General features: G+C 69.8%; 16 protein-coding genes and 1 pseudogene. 8 read left to right on the top strand and 9 right to left on the bottom strand.

Translation table 11 applies throughout. From position 1 onward, the window contains the following. Nucleotides 1-169 precede the first annotated feature (169 nt). From H7965_RS13335 to H7965_RS13305, 7 genes are all read left to right on the top strand, one after another. Nucleotides 170-1,093 carry a LysR substrate-binding domain-containing protein gene (locus H7965_RS13335; protein ID WP_186771076.1) on the top strand — a complete coding sequence of 308 codons (924 nt, stop codon included), beginning with the start codon at nucleotides 170-172 and terminating at the stop codon, nucleotides 1,091-1,093. Nucleotides 1,094-1,153: 60 nt separating this feature from the next. Then, on the top strand, nucleotides 1,154-2,530 hold the full coding sequence (locus tag H7965_RS13330; RefSeq protein WP_186771075.1) for an aminotransferase: 1,377 nt from the start codon (nucleotides 1,154-1,156) through the stop codon (nucleotides 2,528-2,530). Between the two features lie 17 nt (nucleotides 2,531-2,547). Beyond that, nucleotides 2,548-3,642 carry an ABC transporter ATP-binding protein gene (locus tag H7965_RS13325; protein WP_186771074.1) on the top strand — a complete coding sequence of 365 codons (1,095 nt, stop codon included), beginning with the start codon at nucleotides 2,548-2,550 and terminating at the stop codon, nucleotides 3,640-3,642. Between the two features lie 36 nt (nucleotides 3,643-3,678). After that, entirely contained in the window at nucleotides 3,679-4,728 is a 1,050-nt protein-coding gene (locus tag H7965_RS13320) for a polyamine ABC transporter substrate-binding protein (RefSeq protein ID WP_186771073.1), read from the top strand. Between the two features lie 31 nt (nucleotides 4,729-4,759). Further along, nucleotides 4,760-5,941: an ABC transporter permease gene (locus H7965_RS13315; RefSeq protein ID WP_229682598.1), complete on the top strand. Its 1,182-nt coding sequence runs from the start codon at nucleotides 4,760-4,762 to the stop codon at nucleotides 5,939-5,941. Further along, nucleotides 5,938-6,768 (top strand): ABC transporter permease, encoded by an 831-nt coding sequence (locus H7965_RS13310; RefSeq protein WP_186771071.1) that lies wholly within the window; start codon nucleotides 5,938-5,940, stop codon nucleotides 6,766-6,768. The genes H7965_RS13315 and H7965_RS13310 overlap by 4 nt, the downstream gene beginning before the upstream one ends. A 102-nt stretch (nucleotides 6,769-6,870) precedes the next feature. Continuing rightward, complete coding sequence (locus tag H7965_RS13305) at nucleotides 6,871-8,061, top strand: MFS transporter (RefSeq protein ID WP_186771070.1); 1,191 nt, start codon at nucleotides 6,871-6,873, stop codon at nucleotides 8,059-8,061. A gap of 37 nt (nucleotides 8,062-8,098) precedes the next feature. On the opposite strand, the gene H7965_RS13300 is transcribed toward H7965_RS13305, so the two are convergent. From H7965_RS13300 to H7965_RS13280, 5 genes are all read right to left on the bottom strand, one after another. After that, nucleotides 8,099-8,860, bottom strand: a complete 762-nt coding sequence (locus tag H7965_RS13300; RefSeq protein WP_186771069.1) for an SDR family NAD(P)-dependent oxidoreductase — start codon at nucleotides 8,858-8,860, stop codon at nucleotides 8,099-8,101. Nucleotides 8,861-8,972: 112 nt separating this feature from the next. Continuing rightward, the gene (locus H7965_RS13295) at nucleotides 8,973-10,172 is read right to left on the bottom strand and encodes an MFS transporter (protein ID WP_186771068.1); all 1,200 of its coding nucleotides are present in this window, start codon (nucleotides 10,170-10,172) and stop codon (nucleotides 8,973-8,975) included. Continuing rightward, on the bottom strand, nucleotides 10,169-10,924 hold the full coding sequence (locus H7965_RS13290; protein ID WP_186771067.1) for a 2-keto-4-pentenoate hydratase: 756 nt from the start codon (nucleotides 10,922-10,924) through the stop codon (nucleotides 10,169-10,171). The genes H7965_RS13295 and H7965_RS13290 overlap by 4 nt, the downstream gene beginning before the upstream one ends. A 173-nt stretch (nucleotides 10,925-11,097) precedes the next feature. Then, complete coding sequence (locus H7965_RS13285; protein ID WP_186771066.1) at nucleotides 11,098-13,185, bottom strand: carbohydrate-binding domain-containing protein; 2,088 nt, start codon at nucleotides 13,183-13,185, stop codon at nucleotides 11,098-11,100. Nucleotides 13,186-13,320: 135 nt separating this feature from the next. Continuing rightward, a complete protein-coding gene (locus tag H7965_RS13280; protein WP_186771065.1) occupies nucleotides 13,321-14,166 on the bottom strand; it encodes a type 2 periplasmic-binding domain-containing protein in 846 nt (281 codons plus the stop codon). A 37-nt stretch (nucleotides 14,167-14,203) separates the two neighbouring features. Between H7965_RS13280 and H7965_RS13275 the strand changes: the two genes are divergently transcribed. Further along, nucleotides 14,204-15,871, top strand: coding sequence for a hypothetical protein (locus tag H7965_RS13275; protein ID WP_186771064.1), 1,668 nt, complete (start codon nucleotides 14,204-14,206; stop codon nucleotides 15,869-15,871). 18 nt (nucleotides 15,872-15,889) lie between these two features. On the opposite strand, the gene H7965_RS13270 is transcribed toward H7965_RS13275, so the two are convergent. From H7965_RS13270 to H7965_RS31950, 4 genes and pseudogenes are all read right to left on the bottom strand, one after another. Further along, complete coding sequence (locus H7965_RS13270; protein ID WP_186771063.1) at nucleotides 15,890-16,156, bottom strand: hypothetical protein; 267 nt, start codon at nucleotides 16,154-16,156, stop codon at nucleotides 15,890-15,892. A gap of 18 nt (nucleotides 16,157-16,174) precedes the next feature. After that, nucleotides 16,175-17,608 (bottom strand): hypothetical protein, encoded by a 1,434-nt coding sequence (locus H7965_RS13265; RefSeq protein ID WP_186771062.1) that lies wholly within the window; start codon nucleotides 17,606-17,608, stop codon nucleotides 16,175-16,177. Further along, on the bottom strand, nucleotides 17,605-18,051 hold the full coding sequence (locus H7965_RS30880; RefSeq protein ID WP_268239717.1) for an aldo/keto reductase: 447 nt from the start codon (nucleotides 18,049-18,051) through the stop codon (nucleotides 17,605-17,607). The genes H7965_RS13265 and H7965_RS30880 overlap by 4 nt, the downstream gene beginning before the upstream one ends. 88 nt (nucleotides 18,052-18,139) lie before the next feature. Next, nucleotides 18,140-18,313: pseudogene (locus tag H7965_RS31950) on the bottom strand (aldo/keto reductase); the annotation flags it as partial. Nucleotides 18,314-18,359: the final 46 nt, after the last annotated feature.

Below are 18,359 nucleotides of genomic sequence, written 5' to 3'. Positions count from 1 at the left end.
GGGTAATCGGAAGCCCGGCACCTCCTGTACGAGACGCAGCCGCCAATCGAAGCTCGACGCATTCGTCGGATCAGTGCGTCCCGCTTGACAACCTCCAACCTCGTTGGAACCTTGGTCTTTCCCGGCCACTAGAAGACAAGGCTCTCCACTGGCGTTCCTGCTCGACATGGTGACCGCCCGTCTCTTCGTGTCGGTCCTCGAGGAAGGGAGCATCGCGCGCGCCGCCAGACGGGAGGCAATCGCCGCTTCGGCCATCAGCAAGCGCATCAGCGAGCTTGAGCACCGGCTGGGCCTCATGCTGCTGCGGCGCCACGCCGGTGGCGTGGAGATCACCGCGGCAGGTGCAGCGGTCCTGCGTCGCGCGCGAAACCTGCTGCACGAGGCCGGCCAGCTTGAGGCAGAACTGCGCCAGCTCGGCAGCGGCGTCACCGGCCATGTCCGCGTGGCCTCCGGCGAGACCATGCTGGTCAGCCATCTTCCCGACGTGCTTGCGACCTTCCTCCACGACAATCCCGGCATCCGTGTCGATCTCGACGAGCGGATCCACATAGATGTCCTGCGGGCCGTGCAGGATCAGGCGGCGGACATCGGCGTGCTGCCGGGGGAAGCGATGCCGCCGGATGTCTGGACCCGCCCGTGGCGCCGCGACCAGATCGTCGCGGTGATGCGGCCCGACCATCCGCTCGCCGGCTATCCCGGCGTGACCATGGCGGAGATGCTGGACCACGACATGATCGGCCAGGATCGGCGTGGTGCCCTCGGCGCTTTGCTGAACCGGCAGGCGACCGCGCTCGGGCGGTCGATGCGGGTGCGGGTGAGTGCCGATGGCTTCGATGTCGTCTGCCGGCTGGCGCAGCAGGGCCTGGGCATCGGGATCGTCGCCGAAAGCTCAGCGAACCTCCTCGCGCCAGCGATGGGTCTGGTCGCCCTGACGGTGCTGGACTCCTGGGCGCGGCGACAGCACCGGCTCTGCGTGCGGAACCCGGAGCAACTCTCACCTGCCGCCAGGCTGCTGCTGGACACGCTTCTCCAAGGGGCAGGAGAGGAGGCTTCAGGCATCTCCGTTGGAGATGTCATCCTCTCGAAACGCTAGCTCCGCAGGCGGGACATCCGCTCCTACGATCACATGGCAGATCGCAGCAGGACCCTCGCCATGACCCATTTCACGGCCAACAGCCCGCATGCGCGTGACATCGCCTCGGTCCTGCATCCGCAGACCAATGCGCGGAAGCACCGCGAGACGGGTCCGACGATCATGACCCATGCCGAGGGCATCTTCGTCCACGATGATGCCGGCAATGCCTTCCTTGATGCCGGCGCGGGGCTGTGGTGCGCCTCCCTTGGCTACAGCAACGAGCGCCTGGCCAAGGTCGCCTACGAGGCGATGAAGACCCTCGGCTACTACCAGATCTTCCGGCATGCCTCGCACGGGCCGGCGATCGACCTGTCGGAGAAGCTGCTGTCGATCGCGCCGGTGCCGATGTCGAAGGTGCTGCTGCAGTGCTCGGGCTCGGAAGCCAATGACAGCGCGGTGAAGCTCGTCTGGTACCATTGGCATGCGCAGGGCAAGCCGGAGAAGCGGAAGATCATCTCCCGCCGCGGCAGCTATCACGGCTCCACCTGCGTCGCCATCAGCCTGACGGCGAAGCCCGAGTACCAGACCGGCTTCGGCCTGCCTTTCGACGGCTTTCTCTACACCGATTGCCCGGACTACTACCGCACCGCGCTGCCGGGCGAGACCGAGGAGGATTTCTCGCAGCGTCTGGCCGACAAGCTCGAGGCGCTGATCCTGGCGGAAGGTCCGGAGACCGTCGCCGCCTTCTGGTGCGACCCGGTCCAGGGCGGTGCCGGGGCCTTGCCACCGCCGCGCGACTACTTCCAGAAGATCCAGGCGGTGCTGCGCAAGTACGATATCCTGATGGTCGCCGATGAGGTGATCTGCGGCTTTGGTCGCACCGGCCACATGTGGGGCTGCCAGGCCTATGGCATGGAACCCGACATGATCAGCTGCGCCAAGGCCCTGTCGGCCGCCATGCAGCCGATCTCCGCCGTGCTGCTGAACGAGCGCATCTACCAGTCCGTCCTGCAGCAGAGCGACAAATACGGCGCCTTCATCCACGGCTACACCTATGCCGGCCACCCGGTCGCCGCATCGGTCGCGCTGGAGACCCTGAAGATCTACGAGGAGATCGGCATGATCGGCCATGTGAGGTCGGTCGAGCCAGTCTTCCTGCGTGAGCTCGGCGCGCTGAGGGACCATCCGCTGGTGGGTGACTTCACCGGCATCGGGCTGATCGGCGGGCTGGAACTGGTGCGCGACAAGGCCACCAGGGAGAACTGGCCGGCCGAAATCGGGCTCGGCGCCCGCGTGGACGCGCATGCGCGGCGCAACGGGCTGATCCTGCGTATCGTCGGCAACCGCATCGCCTTCTCCCCGCCGCTGATCATCACCGCGGATGAGATCCGCGAGCTGGCGAGGCGCTTGCGGGCGACCCTGAACGCGGTGCATCACGAGGTCAGCGCTCTCTGACCGGGGAACCGACTGACTTGACCGATGCTGCCCGCTTTGTCGTCTTCGACAAGGTCAGGAAGACCTATCCGGGCGGAGTGCACGCCGTGCGCGACCTTGACCTTGAGATCGCCCGTGGCGAGTTCGTCACCTTCCTCGGGCCTTCGGGCTCGGGCAAGACGACCTCGCTGATGATGCTCGCGGGATTCGAGACGCCAAGTGCCGGCGACATCACCCTGAACGGAAAGGCGCTGGCCAATGTCCCGCCCTATCGGCGGAACATCGGCATGGTGTTCCAGAACTACGCCCTGTTCCCGCACATGACGGTGGCGGAGAACATCGCCTTTCCTTTGACGGTGCGCCGCACGCCGCGCGCCGAGATCGAGGCGGCGGTGCTGGGCGTGCTGGACCTGGTGCAGCTCTCCGGCATGCGCGACCGTCGCCCGGCACAGCTTTCCGGCGGCCAGCAGCAGCGCGTCGCGTTGGCCCGCGCCCTGGTCTTCAACCCGCCGCTGGTGCTGATGGACGAGCCGCTGGGTGCGCTCGACCGGCAGTTGCGCGAGCACATGCAGATCGAGATCAAGCACATCCATGCCCGGCTCGGCGTGACGCTGGTGTATGTGACGCATGACCAGGGCGAGGCGCTGACCATGTCCGACCGCGTCGCGATCTTCCGCGATGGCCGGCTGGAGCAGGTCGGCTCTCCGCTCGATGTCTACGAACGCCCGGGCACCAGCTTCGTCGCGCGCTTCGTCGGCGAGAGCAACCAGTTCGCCGGCACCATACGCGAAGTGCGGGGCGAGGCCTGCGTGGTGGAGCTGGATGGTGGCTGGACCGTTCCGGCGATGCTGGCCCATGCCGCCGGTGTCGGTGCGCGCACCATCGTCTCGGTCCGGCCCGAGCGTATCCGTCTCAGCGCCAGCGAAGGGGCGCCGGCCCGTGTCGCGGAGCTGATCTACCATGGCGACCATATTCGCGTGCGGCTCGGCGCGGAGTCCGGGCAGGAGCTGTTCGTCAAGATTCTCAGCGGCGCTGCCCCCGAATGGCTGCGGCCCGAGGCGATCCTCCGGGCCGCTTGGCGCGGCGAGGATGCTCGTGCGCTGGATCCGTCGCCTGCCGACGCGCCTCGCTAGGCGCGCCACCCGCTACCGACAGGAGTAGAGACGAGCATGACCGGTTTCCTGCCCAAGCGAGCGATGGGGCTTCTGGCCCTTGGCGTCTCCCTCATCGCCGGCTCGGCCTCGGCGCGCGATCTCACGGTCGTCGCCTGGGGCGGCTCCAGCCAGGCGGCGCAGCGCGAGGTCTATTACCGCCCCTTCACGGAGCAGACGCGGGTGCCGCTGCTGGAGGATTCCTGGTCCGGCGGCCTCGGCATCCTCCGCACCCGCGTGCAGGCGGGGAACCCCACATGGGATGTCGTGCAGGTGGAGTCCGACGAGCTGCAGCTTGGCTGCGACGAGGGTCTCTACGAGCGCATCGACTGGGCGGCCCTCGGCGGGCGCGACGCCTTCATGCCGGAAGCGGTGAGCGATTGCGGCGTCGGCGCCGTCGTCTGGTCCGTGGGGCTGACCTATGACGGGTCCCGCCTGCGTGACGCGCCGGCCTCCTGGGCGGATTTCTGGAATACCCAGCGCTTTCCCGGCCAGCGCACCCTGCGCCGCGGCCCGAAGTACACCCTCGAGATCGCGCTGATGTCGGACGGCGTGCCGCAATCCGAGGTGTATCGCGTGCTGCGCACGCCGGCGGGTGTGGACCGCGCTTTCCGCCGCCTCGACCAGCTCCGCCCCAACATCGTCTGGTGGACCGCGGGCGCGCAGCCCGGCCAGTTGCTCGCCTCCGGCGAGGTGGTGATGGCAGCCGCCTACACCAGCCGCATGTTCGCCGCCCGGCGCGATGACAGGCGCGACTTCCGGGTGGTGTGGAACGGCAGCGTCTATGCCGTGGACCATTGGGTGGTATTGCGCGGCTCCCAGAACCGCGACAATGCGATGCGCTTCGTGCAATTCGCGACACGCCCGGAGAATCAGAGCCGCTTCCCGACTCTGGCCATGCAGGGTGTCACCAACCTGCGGGCAGCGCGGCAGGTGGATCCGGCGGTGGCGACGAGCCTGCCGACGCATCCCGACAACCTCGCGGTCGCCGTGTCGCTCGATGTCGAGTTCTGGGTGGACAATATCGAGGAGCTTACCCAGCGCTTCAACGCCTGGGCAGCCCGATAGGGATGGCTTGCAGCCCAGGAAGGAGCCTGTGGTGAGGCGCACCCTGCCGCAACTCTCGAACTGGCTGCTGGTCCTGCCGCTGTTCCTGTTCAGCGCGGGCATCTTCGTGGCGCCCATCGCGCTGATGCTGCTGCGGAGCGTGCAGGACCCGGAACTTGCCGCGGCCTTCCCGCGCACCGCGGCCGAGCTGGCGCGCTGGGACGGGCAGGACCTGCCCCGACCGGAGGCGATGAGCACCTTCATCACCGAACTCCGAGGCGTGCGGGGCACGGACCGGATCAGCTTCGCGGCCAATCGGCTGAATGCCGATATCAGCGGCTTCCGGTCGATGCTGCTGCGTACGGCGCGCATGCTGCCGCAGGCTGATGGCGGCGATGCGGCCGAGACCCTGCGCCGCATCGATGCGCGCTGGGGGGAGCGATCCACCTGGACGGCCATGCGGCGCGCCTCAGGTCCTGTCACCGATTACTTCCTTCTTGCCGCGCTGGATCTTCAGCGCGACGATGATGGCGCGGTGGCTGCCGTGCCAGCCGAACGCGCGGTCTTCGTCGGCGTCTTCCTGCGCACCCTGTGGGTTTCCATCCTCGTCACCGGCTTCTGCCTGCTGCTTGGCTACCCGCTGGCCTATCTGCTGGCGAGCCTGCCGGCGAGATACGCGAACCCGCTGCTGGTCCTGGTCTTGATTCCGTTCTGGACCTCCGTCCTGGTCCGCACCACCGCCTGGATTGTGCTGCTGCAGCGTGACGGGCTGGTGAATGGCTTGCTGCGGCGCATCGGCCTGATCGAGCAGCCGCTGACGCTGATCTACAACCGCACCGGCGTGCTGATCGCCATGGTGCATGTGTTGCTGCCGCTGATGATCCTGCCGCTCTACAGTGTCATGAAAGGCATCGGGCGGGCGCCCATGCTCGCGGCCATGTCGCTCGGGGCGCGGCCGTTCGAGGCCTTCCTGCGGGTGTACCTGCCGCAGTCGAGGGCCGGCATTGGCGCGGGCTGCCTGCTCGTCTTCATTTCGGCGCTCGGCTACTATGTGACGCCGGAGCTCATCGGCGGCGGCGGCGACCAGATGATCAGCTACTTCATTGCCTTCTACACCAACCGCACGACGAACTGGGGTTTGGCTGGCGCGCTTTCACTGATCCTGCTGCTGGCGACCGGTCTGCTCTACATCGCCTATGCGCGGCTCAGTCGCGCCACAGGGCCGGCGCGATGAGCCTGCCGCTCGCCCCTGTCGACCGTGCGCTCCGCTGGGGCCTGATCACGCTCTGCGTCACGATTTTGGCTTTCCTGCTGGTGCCGGTCCTGGCGGTGATCCCGCTGTCCTTCAATGCGGGATCGTTCCTTACCTATCCGCTGGCCGGTTTCTCGACACGCTGGTACGTGGATTTCTACACCTCCGCCCGCTGGCTGCCCTCGCTCTCGAACAGCCTGTTCATCGGCTCCATTGCCACGCTGATCGCCACCCTGCTTGGCACCGCGGCCGCGCTGGGTTTGGACCGGATGGGCGGCATCCCGCGCCAGGTGCTGAATGCTGTGTTCCTGCTGCCGGTGGTGGTCCCTGTCGTCGTCATCGGCAGCAGCCTCTACGCGCTGTTCGCCAGGCTGGGCCTGACCGGGAGTTATCTTGGGCTGATCCTCGCCCACGCGCTGCTTGGCGCGCCCTTTGTGGTGATCACGGTGGCTGCAACCCTCGCCGGCTTCGACCGCAGCCTGCTGCAGGCGGCCTTGAGTCTCGGGGCCACGCCCCTCGAGGCCTTCCGCCGTGTCACCTTGCCGTTGATCCTGCCGGGCGTTGTCTCCGGCGCGATCTTCGCCTTCGCGACCTCCTTCGACGAGATCGTCGTCACCCTCTTCCTCGCCGGTCCGCAGCAGCGCACCCTGCCGCTGCAGATGTTCGATGGCGTGCGTGAGCAGATCAGCCCGGCCATCACTGCGGCGGCGACGCTGCTGTTCCTCGTCTCGGTGGGTCTGGTAGGTGTCATCGAACTGCTGCGGCGGCGCACGGAGCGCCTGCGGGGGGCGGCATCGTCCGGGAGTTAGAACTCCTCGAAAAGCCGCCTCGCGGTTGCGCGGGGGCCGCTTCAGAGCGGATTCAAGCCCCGGGGCATTCACGCCCCTCCATGAACCGCTCTAGCCTGGATGATGCCCTCAGCCAACAAAGACTCGCCCGACCTGCCGCCCATGCCCTGGGCCCTGCTGGCCGCCGCCTGCCTCGGCATGTTTGCCGCCTCCTGCAGCGGCACTACCCGGGCACCCTTCCTGCTCGACATGGCGCGGGATCTCGGCACCACCCTGCCGCTGGTCGCCAACCTCATGGCAATGACCTCGGTCAGCTGGGGCATCACCTCGCTGCTGGCTGGCGCCGGTTCGGACCGCTGGGGGCGGCGGCCATTTCTCATCGGCGGCCCGGTCGGGCTCGGGTTCAGCCTGGTCGCCATCGCCGCTTCCGAAAGTTTCCTCGGCGTCGCCGTCTGGGCGGCCATCGGCGGTGGCTGCGCCGGCGCCTATACCGGCGTCATCATGGCGGAGGCCTCGGCCCGCACCGTCGATCGCCAGCGGGGCAGGGCGCTCGGCTGGGTCATGGCCGGGCAGTCGCTGACTCTGCTGGTCGGCGTGCCGCTCGCCGCCTGGATCGGCAGCTTCATCGGCTGGCGCGGGGTGCATCTCACCGTCGCCGGGGTGACACTGCTTGCCGCCATCGCGCTTTTCGTCACCACGCTGCGGCCGGTGGATGGGCCGCGCACCGCCGGTACCCGAGGGCCGAGCGCCCGTGCGGCGCTCTCTGGCCCGGTCGTGCGGCTGCTGGCGATGGGGGTGGCGGAGCGCATCTGCTACGGCCTCACCGCCGTCTTCTTCGCCACCTTCCTGCAGGCGACCTATGGGCTGTCGCTGGCCGGGGTGGCGTTGCCGCTGGCGTTGTTCGCCGGTGGCAACATCCTGGGCACCATCCTTGGCGGGCAGCTGGCGGACCGGCTGCCGAACCGGCTGCTGACCTTCGCCGCGGCGATGGCCGGCTCCGCCGTTGCCGGGCTGGCATTGTTCAGCTGGACTACCGGGCTGGCGGGGTCGGTGGTGCTCGGATTCGTCTATGTTTTCGTCAACGCCATCGCCCGGCCGAGCCTGATGGCGGCGCTGGCCAATGTGCCGGATTCGGTGCGCGGGACGGTGCTGGGGCTGAACGTGACCTCGGCATCGCTCGGCTGGCTCGGCGCGGCGGCGCTTGGCGGCTGGATGATCGCCGAGGGCGGCTTCGCCCTGTTCGGCCCGCTTACTGCCGCCATCGCGCTGATCGGCGGCGCGCTGGCGCTGGTCGGACGGCCGGGCCGCCGCTGAGGCCCGCGGGCCGGGCAGGGGCCCGGCCCGGCGGCCGTCACATCCGTTTGCCGGCGGTCCAGCCGCCGTCCACCGTCAGTACCGTGCCGGTGATGAAGCCGTTCTCCTCGGCGGCGAGGAACAGGATGGCGGTGGCGATCTCCGCCGGCTCCGCCCAGCGGCCGAGGGCGTGGATGCCGCGGATCGTCTCCGTCATCTCCGGGTCCTGGAAATAGCGTTCGGTCAGCGGCGTGCGGACTACGCCAGGCGCCACCGCATTCACCCGGATGCCAAGGCCGCCGAACTCCATCGCCATCTGCTTGGTCAGCCCGACCACGCCATGCTTGGAGGCGACATAGGCTGCCCGCTGCGGCGCCGCCATCAGACCGAGGGTGGAGGCCAGGTTGACGATCCGCCCTGACCGGCCCAGCGCCACCAGCCGCCGGGCGAAGGCCTGGCTCGGCAGGAAGGTGCCAGAAAGGTTCACCCCGATCACCCGCTGCCAATCCTCGAAGGAAAGTTCCAATACGGGAACGACCTCGCGGATGCCGGCGGAATTCACCAGCACGTCGAGCCGGCCGAGCGCGGCCTCCGCCGCCGCCACGAACCCGGTCACCGAAGCCGGGTCGGCGACATCGAGACGCAGCGCCAGCGCCTCGCCGCCGCGTTCGCGGATGCTGGCGGCCGTTGTCTCGGCGTGCTCCAGGTCGAGGTCGCCGACCGCGACCCGCGCGCCCTCCCGCGCCGCGGCGTAGCAGACCTGCTGGCCGATCCCGCTGCCGCCGCCGGTGACCAGCACCGCCTGATCCTGGAACCGCATCCTGTTCCCTCCTGTGTTTGATGGCAGGCTACAGCGGATTTCATTCATGTCTGACCGCAATCCGCTGCATTTCTTGTTTGTGGAGCGAATTCATACCCTTCCGCGATCCGCCCTACGAGCGGGCCTGCACCGGCGCAACGCTGCGTCGCGGCAGGGTGGCGGCGACCAGTATGCCGAGCGCGTTGCCCGCCATGGCCAGCATGATCGCCCCGGCATAACCGCCGCTGAGATCGAAGATGCGCCCGGCGACGATCGGCAAGGTCACCGCCGCGACGCACCAGGCGATGTAGAGCCGCGCGGCGATGCGGCCATAATGCGCCGCACCCCAATAGGTGCCGATCGCCGCGGCGGTGCTGCCGCTGACGATGCCATAGCCGGTGCCGATCATGATCAGCGTCGCCACTGCCATCAGCGGGCCGGGAAAGCCCAGCAGCAGCAGGTCGCCCAGCAGCGCCAGCGCATGCGCGCCGGCCATCACCGCCGGCACGGTGGTGCGGTCGGCCAGCCAGCCGCCGCCGAGCCGCGCCACGGCGATGCAGCCGGTGATGGCGGTGGCGGCGAACAGCGCGAGGCCGCTGCCGCCGCCATAAGCCGCGACGATGCCGGCGGCCTGGCCGATCACCGTCAGCCCGGCGGCGGCGGCCAGGAAGAACACCGCCCAGAGCCGGGCGAAGATCCCGGCATGGCGCTGTGGTGGCACGGTCGTGCCGCCCGCCGGTGCGACCACGGTCATCGCCGCGGCCCGGGCCAGCAGCGCCGCCGCCAGCCCGGCCATCGCCAGGGTCGTCGCCAACCCGGCCAGCGTCGGCCGCAGACCCCATTGGCCGATCGACCAGCCAAGCAGCGGCGCCCCCAGCATGGCACCTGCCGGGTAGAGGCTGACGATGAAGCCGTTCACCAGCCCCTGCCGCTCGCGCAGCAACAGATTCACGCCCTGCAGCAGCAGCACATAGGCGGCCCCGCCGCCGAGGCCGAAGCCGAGGCCGTAGCCGATGGCCAATTGCCCGAGGCCCGTTGCCGCGGCCGCGAGCCCCATGCCGCCGGCGGCCAGCGCCGCGGCGCCGCCGACCAGCGCCCAGGCCGGTGCCAGCCGGTACAGCAGCGGCGCAAGGTTCATCCCGAGGGTGAAGCACACCAGCGCCAGGCCGAAGACGAAGGAGAGCTCCGCCCGGCTGACCGCCAGCGTGGCCTCCAGCGGCCGCAGCAGCACGCTGAACGCATAGACCGTGCCGAGCGGCAGGTTGAGGACCAGCGTCGCCAGCAGCGCCAGAGGAAGGCGCCGCGCCGGCGGCTTCGGCGCGGCGCGGGTCACTCCAGCTCGATCACCACCTCGCCGAAGCCCTGGAAGCCGCCGACGACGCGCTGCCTGCCCTCCACCCAGATGAGCCCGGTGCAACTGCCGGTGGTCACCACCTGGCCGGCTTCCAGCTTCAGCCCGACGCTCGGCAGGAAATTCGCCAGCCAGACCAGCGGCGTCACCGGGTCGCCCGAGGGATTGCCGCCAACCTTCTCCACCTGCACCACGCCGCCGCAGCTCTGCCGCACCGTCAGCCCCGGCAGGTCCATGCCGCGCCAGCCCGGCACGTCGGCACCGACCACCAGCCCGGCATGGGCAATGTTGTCGGCCATCGCTTCCATGAGCGAGACCTTGGACGGATCAAGGTAGCGGCTGGAGACCAGCTCCACCGCCGGGAAGGCACCGGCGACGGCATCCAGCACCTCCTCCCGCGTGTAGGGCGTGCCGCGCGCCGGCAGGTCTTGCCCCAGACGGAAGGCGATCTCGGTCTCGATGCCGATCTTCTCGCCCGCCGGCACCGGCCAGGCGGTCGGCGCGCTGCGCAGCCCGGCCGCGTTCAGCAGGGCGGCGGAGGTTGGCTTGCCCGGCGGAGCGGCGCATTTGTAGCCGCCGATGCGACCACCGATCGCCGCCAGCACCGCACGCTGGATGGCAAAGGCTTCGGCCTCATTGGCCGGGGCGGCGGCGCCGAGGCCGGCGACCTTCGGCTTGCCCTGGCGGACACCCAGCAGGATGTCGGCCGCGATCTTGGTATTGCTTTCGCCCATGAGTCTCGCGCCTGGCTGTTTCCTGGCGCGCAGCATGGCCGCGGATGGCGCGCAGCGGAAGCCCTGGTGCGCCTGCCCGCGTCCCCGCGATCCCCGCCTCGGCACGGCCCGGCGCGGTCAGCGCTGGGCCGCGGGCGCGGGCCTGGACCGGTCGGTGAACCGGTCCATGGCCATCACAGCACCCAGCTATCCGCCGGTGCGGTGAGGTCGGTGAGGGTGAAGTTGACGGTGCCCGCACCCAGCAGCGTCGCGGTGCCGCCGGCCACCGCCTTGCCGTCGTAGGTGATGCCTTCGACGTAGAGGTTGCGGTCGGTCTCGGGGGTGCCGTCATAGGCGTCGTTGAGGAACTTCACCGACAGCCTGTGGTCGCCGGCGGCCCAGCTGCCCTTGACCGTCAGCGTGTCATGCTCGCCGAGGGCATGGCTCGCACCCGCCGTCAGCGTGCCGCCGACCTGCTCCCCATCGACCAGGATGACGTACTGCGCGTCACCATCATAGGCATCCTGTGCGATCTTCAGCACGATGCTGTCGGTTCCGCTGCCGATGGTCGCGTCGGAGCCGGCGGCATCGGGGCCGGTCGCATCCTTGACCGTGAAGTGGGCGGCGCCATTGCCGTAGAGCGTGGTCGCCCGGCCGGCGGCGACGCCGTTGTAGGTCACGCTGTCGACATGCAGGTCGCGGTCGGTGCTGCTGCTGCCGCCCCAGGCGTCGTTGATGAAGCTCACCGACACCTCGTGGCCGCCGAGCCCCCAGTCGCCCTGCAGCGTGACCGTATCCGACTCGCCCGAGCCGGACAGCGCCCTGGCGGTCAGGGTGCCGCCGAGCTGCTCGCCATCGACGCTGACGGTGTATTGCGCATCGCCCTGCCAGGCATCCTGCGAGATCTTCAGCACGAGCGTGTCGCTGCCGGTGCCGATGACCGTGCCGCCGGCATCCACGACGGGCGGCTGGGTGGCCGGTGGCTGGGCGACCGGCGGCTCCTCCTCGGCCGGAGACTCGGCAACGGGCGCCGTCGACGGGCCGGCGATGTCGATGATCAGCGGATGGTCGGTGACCTCGACGGTGATGCTGTCGGCATCCTTCGCGCTGGCAATCGCCGAGGTCCCGGTCAGCGGATCATACACCGTGATCGTCCCGGCCGCGGTGCCGAGGGTGATGGTCACCGACTGGGTCGGGGCGCTGATGGCGGTGCGGCTCTGCTCGTTCCAGATGTCCGGCTCGGCCCAAATCGCCAGGCTGTAGCTGCCGTCCGCCTTCTGCATCAGCAGGGTCCGGCCGGTGTCGGACAGCCCGTCCACCGAGACATCGAGCGCGCTGGTGGTGAAGCTGCTGGCATTCGCCGCGCTGTCTTCCAGGATGACGCCGAGGTTGTGAATCGCCGTCGCCGCCTGCTTGGGCGTGCCGTCGCTGTGGAACAGGCCAAGGCTGCCCTCGATCGTCGTCGTCGGGCTCAACCCGTTGTCCAGCAGCTCATACAGGTAGGTGCGGGCGACGCCGCCCTTGGCCGCATCCAGCAGCAGGTTAAGGTCGAACTTCGCCTGCACCTCCTCGGTGACGCCGCCGCCGCCCCACTCCATCGAATCGACCGCGGTGTAGTAATTGGTTTCGGTGATCTGCACCGCATCCGCGGGGTTGAGCAGCCTGGCCGCGGCGATGCCGGAGGTGATGTTGGCCAGGGGCTGGTCGCCATTGCCGAAATAGGTGTGCCAGGTGCCGTAATCCGCCAGTTCACTCATGTCGCCCATGACCGAGGCCTGCTGCGCCGTGAGGCCGCCGACGGTGAGGTTCAGCACGGGAATGGAGGCCAGCGCGGCGTCGGCCTGGACCTGGCTGTAGAGCAGCGCCTGCACCTCGCGGCCCAGCGCCAGGTTGCTGCCGGTGTTCTGACCCTTGTAGTCGACGGTCCAGGTATTGATCTCGTTCAGCCCCTCGATCGAGGCGACGCTGCCCGGCGAGATCTCGGCCAGGGCGCTGATGCGGTCTAGGTCCGTCTCGAAGCTGCCGGTCTCGTTGAAGGCTGTCGCCATGGTCAGCAGGTTGAACTTCACTCCGGCGTTGGCAAGCTCCTGGTAGAACGGCAGCGTCCAGCCCTCATAGGGTACGCCGTCACGAACGTAGCCGACCCCGAGATACTCGATCGCCTCCTTGATGGTCTCCTGGTTGGCATAGGCGCTGCCGCTGTCCTGCCAATTGATGTGGGTGTTCACGCCAATGGTGTCGAGGAAGTTGGCGGTGCGCATTGCGACCGGAGTAGCTGCCATACAGATGCACTCACGTTTCTGTGTAATGCAGACAATATGCAAAATCTAAAGTTCACAGGCAACCCCAAGTTGTCCTTGCTCGCCCCGTATGCCAGAAGGATGGTCGCCGCTCATGCGGCTTGGCAGCGGCCGAACTCAGCCCCAGGCGCCTGCCCGCATCGCCGCCAGCCGCGCGGCGGCGTATCGTTCGGCAACCCGCAGCTCCACCGCCTCGGGCGCGCCGAGGCAATCGCCCAGCCGGGCCGCCATCCGGCCGGCGAGGATCGCCGCCGCGGCTGGCAGCGAGCCGGACGTCGGAAGCGGTGCGCGCATCGATGCCGCGAGCGTATCGGCTGAGGCTCGCCGGAGCACCGCCAGGACGTGCGGTTCGAGCTCCGCGATGGCGGCGGCGGGCAGGGCGAGTTCGAGGACCGTGCCGAATGGCGGGCAGAGCCGCCAGCCAGCCCCGCCGGGCGGCATTGCCAGCCGCGCCGCGCCGCCACCTGCCACCGGCACGGCGCCGCAGTCGCGCAGCCCGAGGCCAAGCACGCCATCGCCGCGGCATTCCAGCCGCAGGCCGCCGAGTTCCGCGCTGCCCTCCGGGGCGCATCCGCCCTCCACGAGGCCGGGGAACGCGATAATGGCGCAAGGCCAGGCATGCAGCCCGCGCAAGGCGAAGCCGCTCCGCCACAGCGCCGCGCCATCGGCGGTGCCAAGCCAATGCGCCAGTTCGCCGGCGCCCATGCCGAAGGGGAAGCCGGCGAAGGGCTCCAGCGCCGCACCCAGTGACACCGGGCCGAAGCCAAGGCTGCCGAGCACCGCGCCACCCGGACCCGGAACCAGGGTGCAGGCGCCGCCGGACAGCGTCGCGACCCGTCGCGCCAGCGCGCGCAGCCATGGCGTCAGGGCCGCCGCCGCGGGCGCCACCTGAAGCGCCGTCGCCGGCGCGCGCGCCGCTGTGACCGGCAGGACGAGGCCCGGCAGATGGCGACGCCGCAGCATTTCCCTTAGCGTCCGCTCCCGCATACAGGACGGCAGCATGTCAGATGACGGAATGCGCCGTCAGCCGATGGCGGTGGTCGATCGCGGTGACGTTCTCGCGGGGGTCGGCAGCGACGGCGTCACCCGCCCGCTCAGCGTCGCGGCGCTGCGCGGGTCACGCCTCGTCTCCGTGCGCGACCTGGGCGCGGTCGGCGACGGAAGGCATCATCCCCTGTCCGAGCGCTACCGCAGCCTCGCCGCCGCGAAGCGGGACTTCCCCCAGGCCGAGAGCCTGAACGACGAGATCGACTGGGCGGCGACCCAGGCGGCGATCGCGCTGGTCGCGGCCTCGGGCGGCGGCACCGTGCTGTCGCCCGCCGGCACCTACCTGTGCAACCGCACGATCAGCTTCCCCGAATGCCGCGAATACGGCGAGCGCGGGGTCGAGGTGAACTGGCTGGGCGAGGGAAAATTCGCCACCCTCTACCGCTGGCCGATCGATCTCGGCGAGGAGCGCTGCGCCGTGCTCTGTCCGCAGCGGCGCGCGGCGGATGGCATGTACGAAGGGCTCTGGCAGGATATCGGCCTGATCGGCCCGGCCCGCGTCGCCCCGGCGCCGGGCGTGCTGCCGGCCCGGATGGACGGCTGGGGCTGGGGCGCCCGCCGTCGCATGACCCGCTGCGCCGCCAGCCGGTTCCGCGCCGGGCTGAACATCATCGGCGACCATTCGCGGTTCGAGGATCTGGTCAGTCGGGAGAACTACTACGCCGTCTATTTTCCCCGCCCGAGCGAGCATCTCTACGGCGATCTGCTGTTCGAGAAATGCATGTTCTCCGGCTGCGCCATGGCCGCCATCGCGGTGCACCCCGCGGCGCAGATGGGCGGCTGCACGATGATCTCCTGCTACATCGGCGGCTCGCCCTATGCGATCATGAAGGAGGCCGGGCCGCGCGGCGCGCCGGGGAACGACGACGTCATGCTCAGCAATTCGGTCTTCCTGAATTGCATGTTCGAGTATGTCGGCAATGCCTGGCTGCAGGATGCCAACCAGCCGCGCCGCGCCCTGGTGCGCAAGGTCACCTTCGACACCTGCTATTTCCAGTGGTCCGATGACAGCCGCTGGCAAGGCGCGCCGCGCGCCGCGGTCTGGGACCTCTACCGCGCCGAGCACATCCGCTGGCTGCAGCCGAAGGAGCCCTTCGCCCTGTTGCCCGGCGATGAGGCGTTGCTGAAGATCGCCGCCGCGGAAAGCTGCGAGATCGTCGGCCATGCCTCCCATCTGACCTATAATTGCGCCGAGCAGAAGCGGCCGATGCTGCACCCCGGCACGGTGCGCGACAGCAGCTTCCGCGGCTGGCGCCTGGCCGAGCCGGGCGCCTGGGAAGGCCGCTTCGCGCTGGTCGCCGAGGACACCCCGCCGGTCATCCCCGGCGATGTGCTGGAATGGGCGCCGGGCGGGCGGGTGCGGCGCGGCACCTCGGGTCCGGCGCCGGTCGCTGGCGTCTGCGTCATGGGCGCGCCGCCGGGCGGCCTCGCCGTCGCCGCCACCGCCGGGCCGACGCTCACGGTGCGTTCCCCGCCGGGCCGCGCGGATGTCTGGCTGGTCAAGGGCCCCGACGGCACCGCCGAGCCGGCGCCGGCCGCGGGGCCACGGCAGAACACCGTGGGCTGGGCCTACTACGCGACGAATGGCCTGGCCACGGTCGAGCTTGGCGCCGGCGGCTGAACCATGTCGGGGACCGGCTCACCGACTGGTCCGTTGGATGAGGGGCGGGTGATCGGGCGAGCCGGGCGGCTTGTGGTCCCAGAAGGTGAGGTAGGGAAACTGTCCCAGCGGCACATCGCGCGCCGCCAGGATGAAGGCGTGCTCGTCCCAGGTGCCGGCGTTGTCGAAGGTGCTGATCGACAGCGTCGGCAGCCGCAGCAGGGTGGCGCAGCCGGCGATCAGCGCGAGGTCGGCAAGCCACGGCCAGAGCCCTGAGCTTCGCTGCGCATCGCTGCTGGCCTCCACCTGTGGCCGGGCGCGCGGTCAGCCGGATCGCCGGCCGCCGGCCAACGCCAAGCCGATGGCGAGCCAGGCCGGAATGCCCTGCTCGCCGATGTGCACCGCGCCGAAAGGCAGCTGGACCACCCAGCCGAGCACGATCGCCGCGTAGAGGAAGCCCTCGCCCGGCAGCTGCCGGACCAGACCGAAGACCCGCAGCACGACCAGGCCCAGGGCGACGAAATAGAAGGTTGCGGCCACCACGCCGAGGGCGACGACGGACATCAGCAGCCCGCCGTCGATGTAGCCGGGACCGGCGCCGGCCTCCTCCACCTGCGACCCACCGCCGGTGCCGAGGCCGGCGCCCAGCAGCAGCCCGTCGTTCTGGTCGAGCAGGCGTTCGTATTGCTGCAGCCGCTCCTCGCCGCTGGCGTCGGAACGCAACTCGGTCAGCGAGCGCAGCCGCTCGCCGAGGGTGAACTCGATCTCCGGCACCGTGCTCAGCGCGCCCAACGACAGCACCACCGCAACCGCCGTGACCAGGATCCGCCCGCGTTCCCGCACCGGGCCGGCCAGCGCGACGCAGCCGATGGCGAGCAGCGTGCCGGCCCAGATGGCGCGGTACTGGCACAGCCCGATGGTCAGCATGACCGGCAGCAGGCTGGGCAGTGCCAGGGTCACCGGCAGTGCCAGGGCGAACAGCATCGCCGCCATCAGGAAGGCGCCGAGTGAGCCCGCCGAATGCATCGTGGCGAAGACCCGGATGCCGAAGGGCTCCGGCGTCCCGGCCGAGGTCATGCCGATCTGCCGCATGTTGGCGACCCATTCGGTGTCCCAGACGGTGGGACGGAGGAATTGCGCGACGCCGTACAGCGCCATCGCCAGGCCGGCGGCGACGAAGGCCAGCACCACCACGCGGCGGAACGCCGGGCGCAGCGCCGGCTGGGCGATGACATGCAAGGCAAGCAGCGGCCCGACCGCCCATTTCAGCGTCTCCACCGCACCGGAGAGCATCCGGCCGCTGAACACCGCGACGCCGAAGCCGAAGAGGATGCAGCCGAGCATGAGCATGAAGGCGCCGGCATAGCGCGGCCGGGGCCCGAGGCAGTAGCCAAGCCCGGCCACCCCGGCCCAGAGGCAGGCCAGGTAAGGGGCCAGCAGCACCGTGCTCGCCGGCTCGAAGCCGAGCGCGTAATCCGTCATCCGGCGGACCAGCGGCGAGGCGGCAAACAGCCAGATGCAGAGGCCGAGATACCAGGGCGACCGCCGGGCCTGGAGGATGCCGGCCGCGACGAAGGCCAAGCCGGGGTAGAAACTCCGGTTCAGCGCCGACAGCCCGGTCAGGTACAGGACCAGTGGCAGGACCAGCGCGACCATGGCGCAAAGCAGGGGCTCGACACCCCAGAGATCGGCGCCGGGCGCCAGGCGTGATGCCGGGCCGGCGGCAACGCCGGCCTTGGGCTGGACGGCCGTCGTCATGGCTGGCCCCACATGGTCCCGAGTGGCGCCGCGGCCTCGGGACGCCGGCCCGCCGGTGCCGCGATGGCCGCGATGTCGCCCGCCGATGCGCCAGCCAGCCAGACCGGTGCCGGTGTGGCGCCGAGCGGCAGCTTCGGCAACTGCGGCGAGACGATGCCGTCGGCGACCTGCACGACCGGAACGGCCCCCCTTCGCTGCGTCAGTCTGTCCCGCGTCGATACCGCCCGGGTGGCGGTGCCGTGCGCCGGGATCTTGCCGTCACGCCAGGCGCGGTCGAGGAAGGCGAGGATATCGTCCGACATGTCCTCCGACTCGCATTCGTGCAACAGCAGCAGCTCGACGTGGTCCACCCGCAGCGCGCGCAGACTGGCTTCTAGGCTTGCCATGGCGCTTGCGACATCGAATGTGCCGGTGCGGATTATCTCCTGTGCGCGGCGGTTCACCAGGCGGCCGAGGCTTGGATGCCAAGGCGACCAGGCGTGCTGCGGCCTTCGCCGCCATCACCATCGGGGATCGCCGCGGCGCCGGAATGCCAAATTTGGTGGCGACGGCGACCCGGTCCCGCCCGACCGCTGCGAGCAGATCGCCAACCGCGACCTCCGCCTCGCCGTAGCCATGGGAGCGCGCAGTGTCGAAATGCGTGGTACTGGCATCGAAGGCTGGCTGCAGCAGGCGCACCGACCTGTGCCCGTCGGTCCTGCTCATGAGCGCGACGGCGTCATAGCCGAGCCGCGACACGCACGGCGTAGTT

The organism is Siccirubricoccus deserti, assembly GCF_014283215.1.
In the GTDB taxonomy this organism is placed as follows: Bacteria; Pseudomonadota; Alphaproteobacteria; order Acetobacterales; family Acetobacteraceae; genus Siccirubricoccus; species Siccirubricoccus deserti.
Note: the sequence above shows the minus strand (reverse complement) of the source record. Positions and strands in the feature narration are given on the sequence as shown.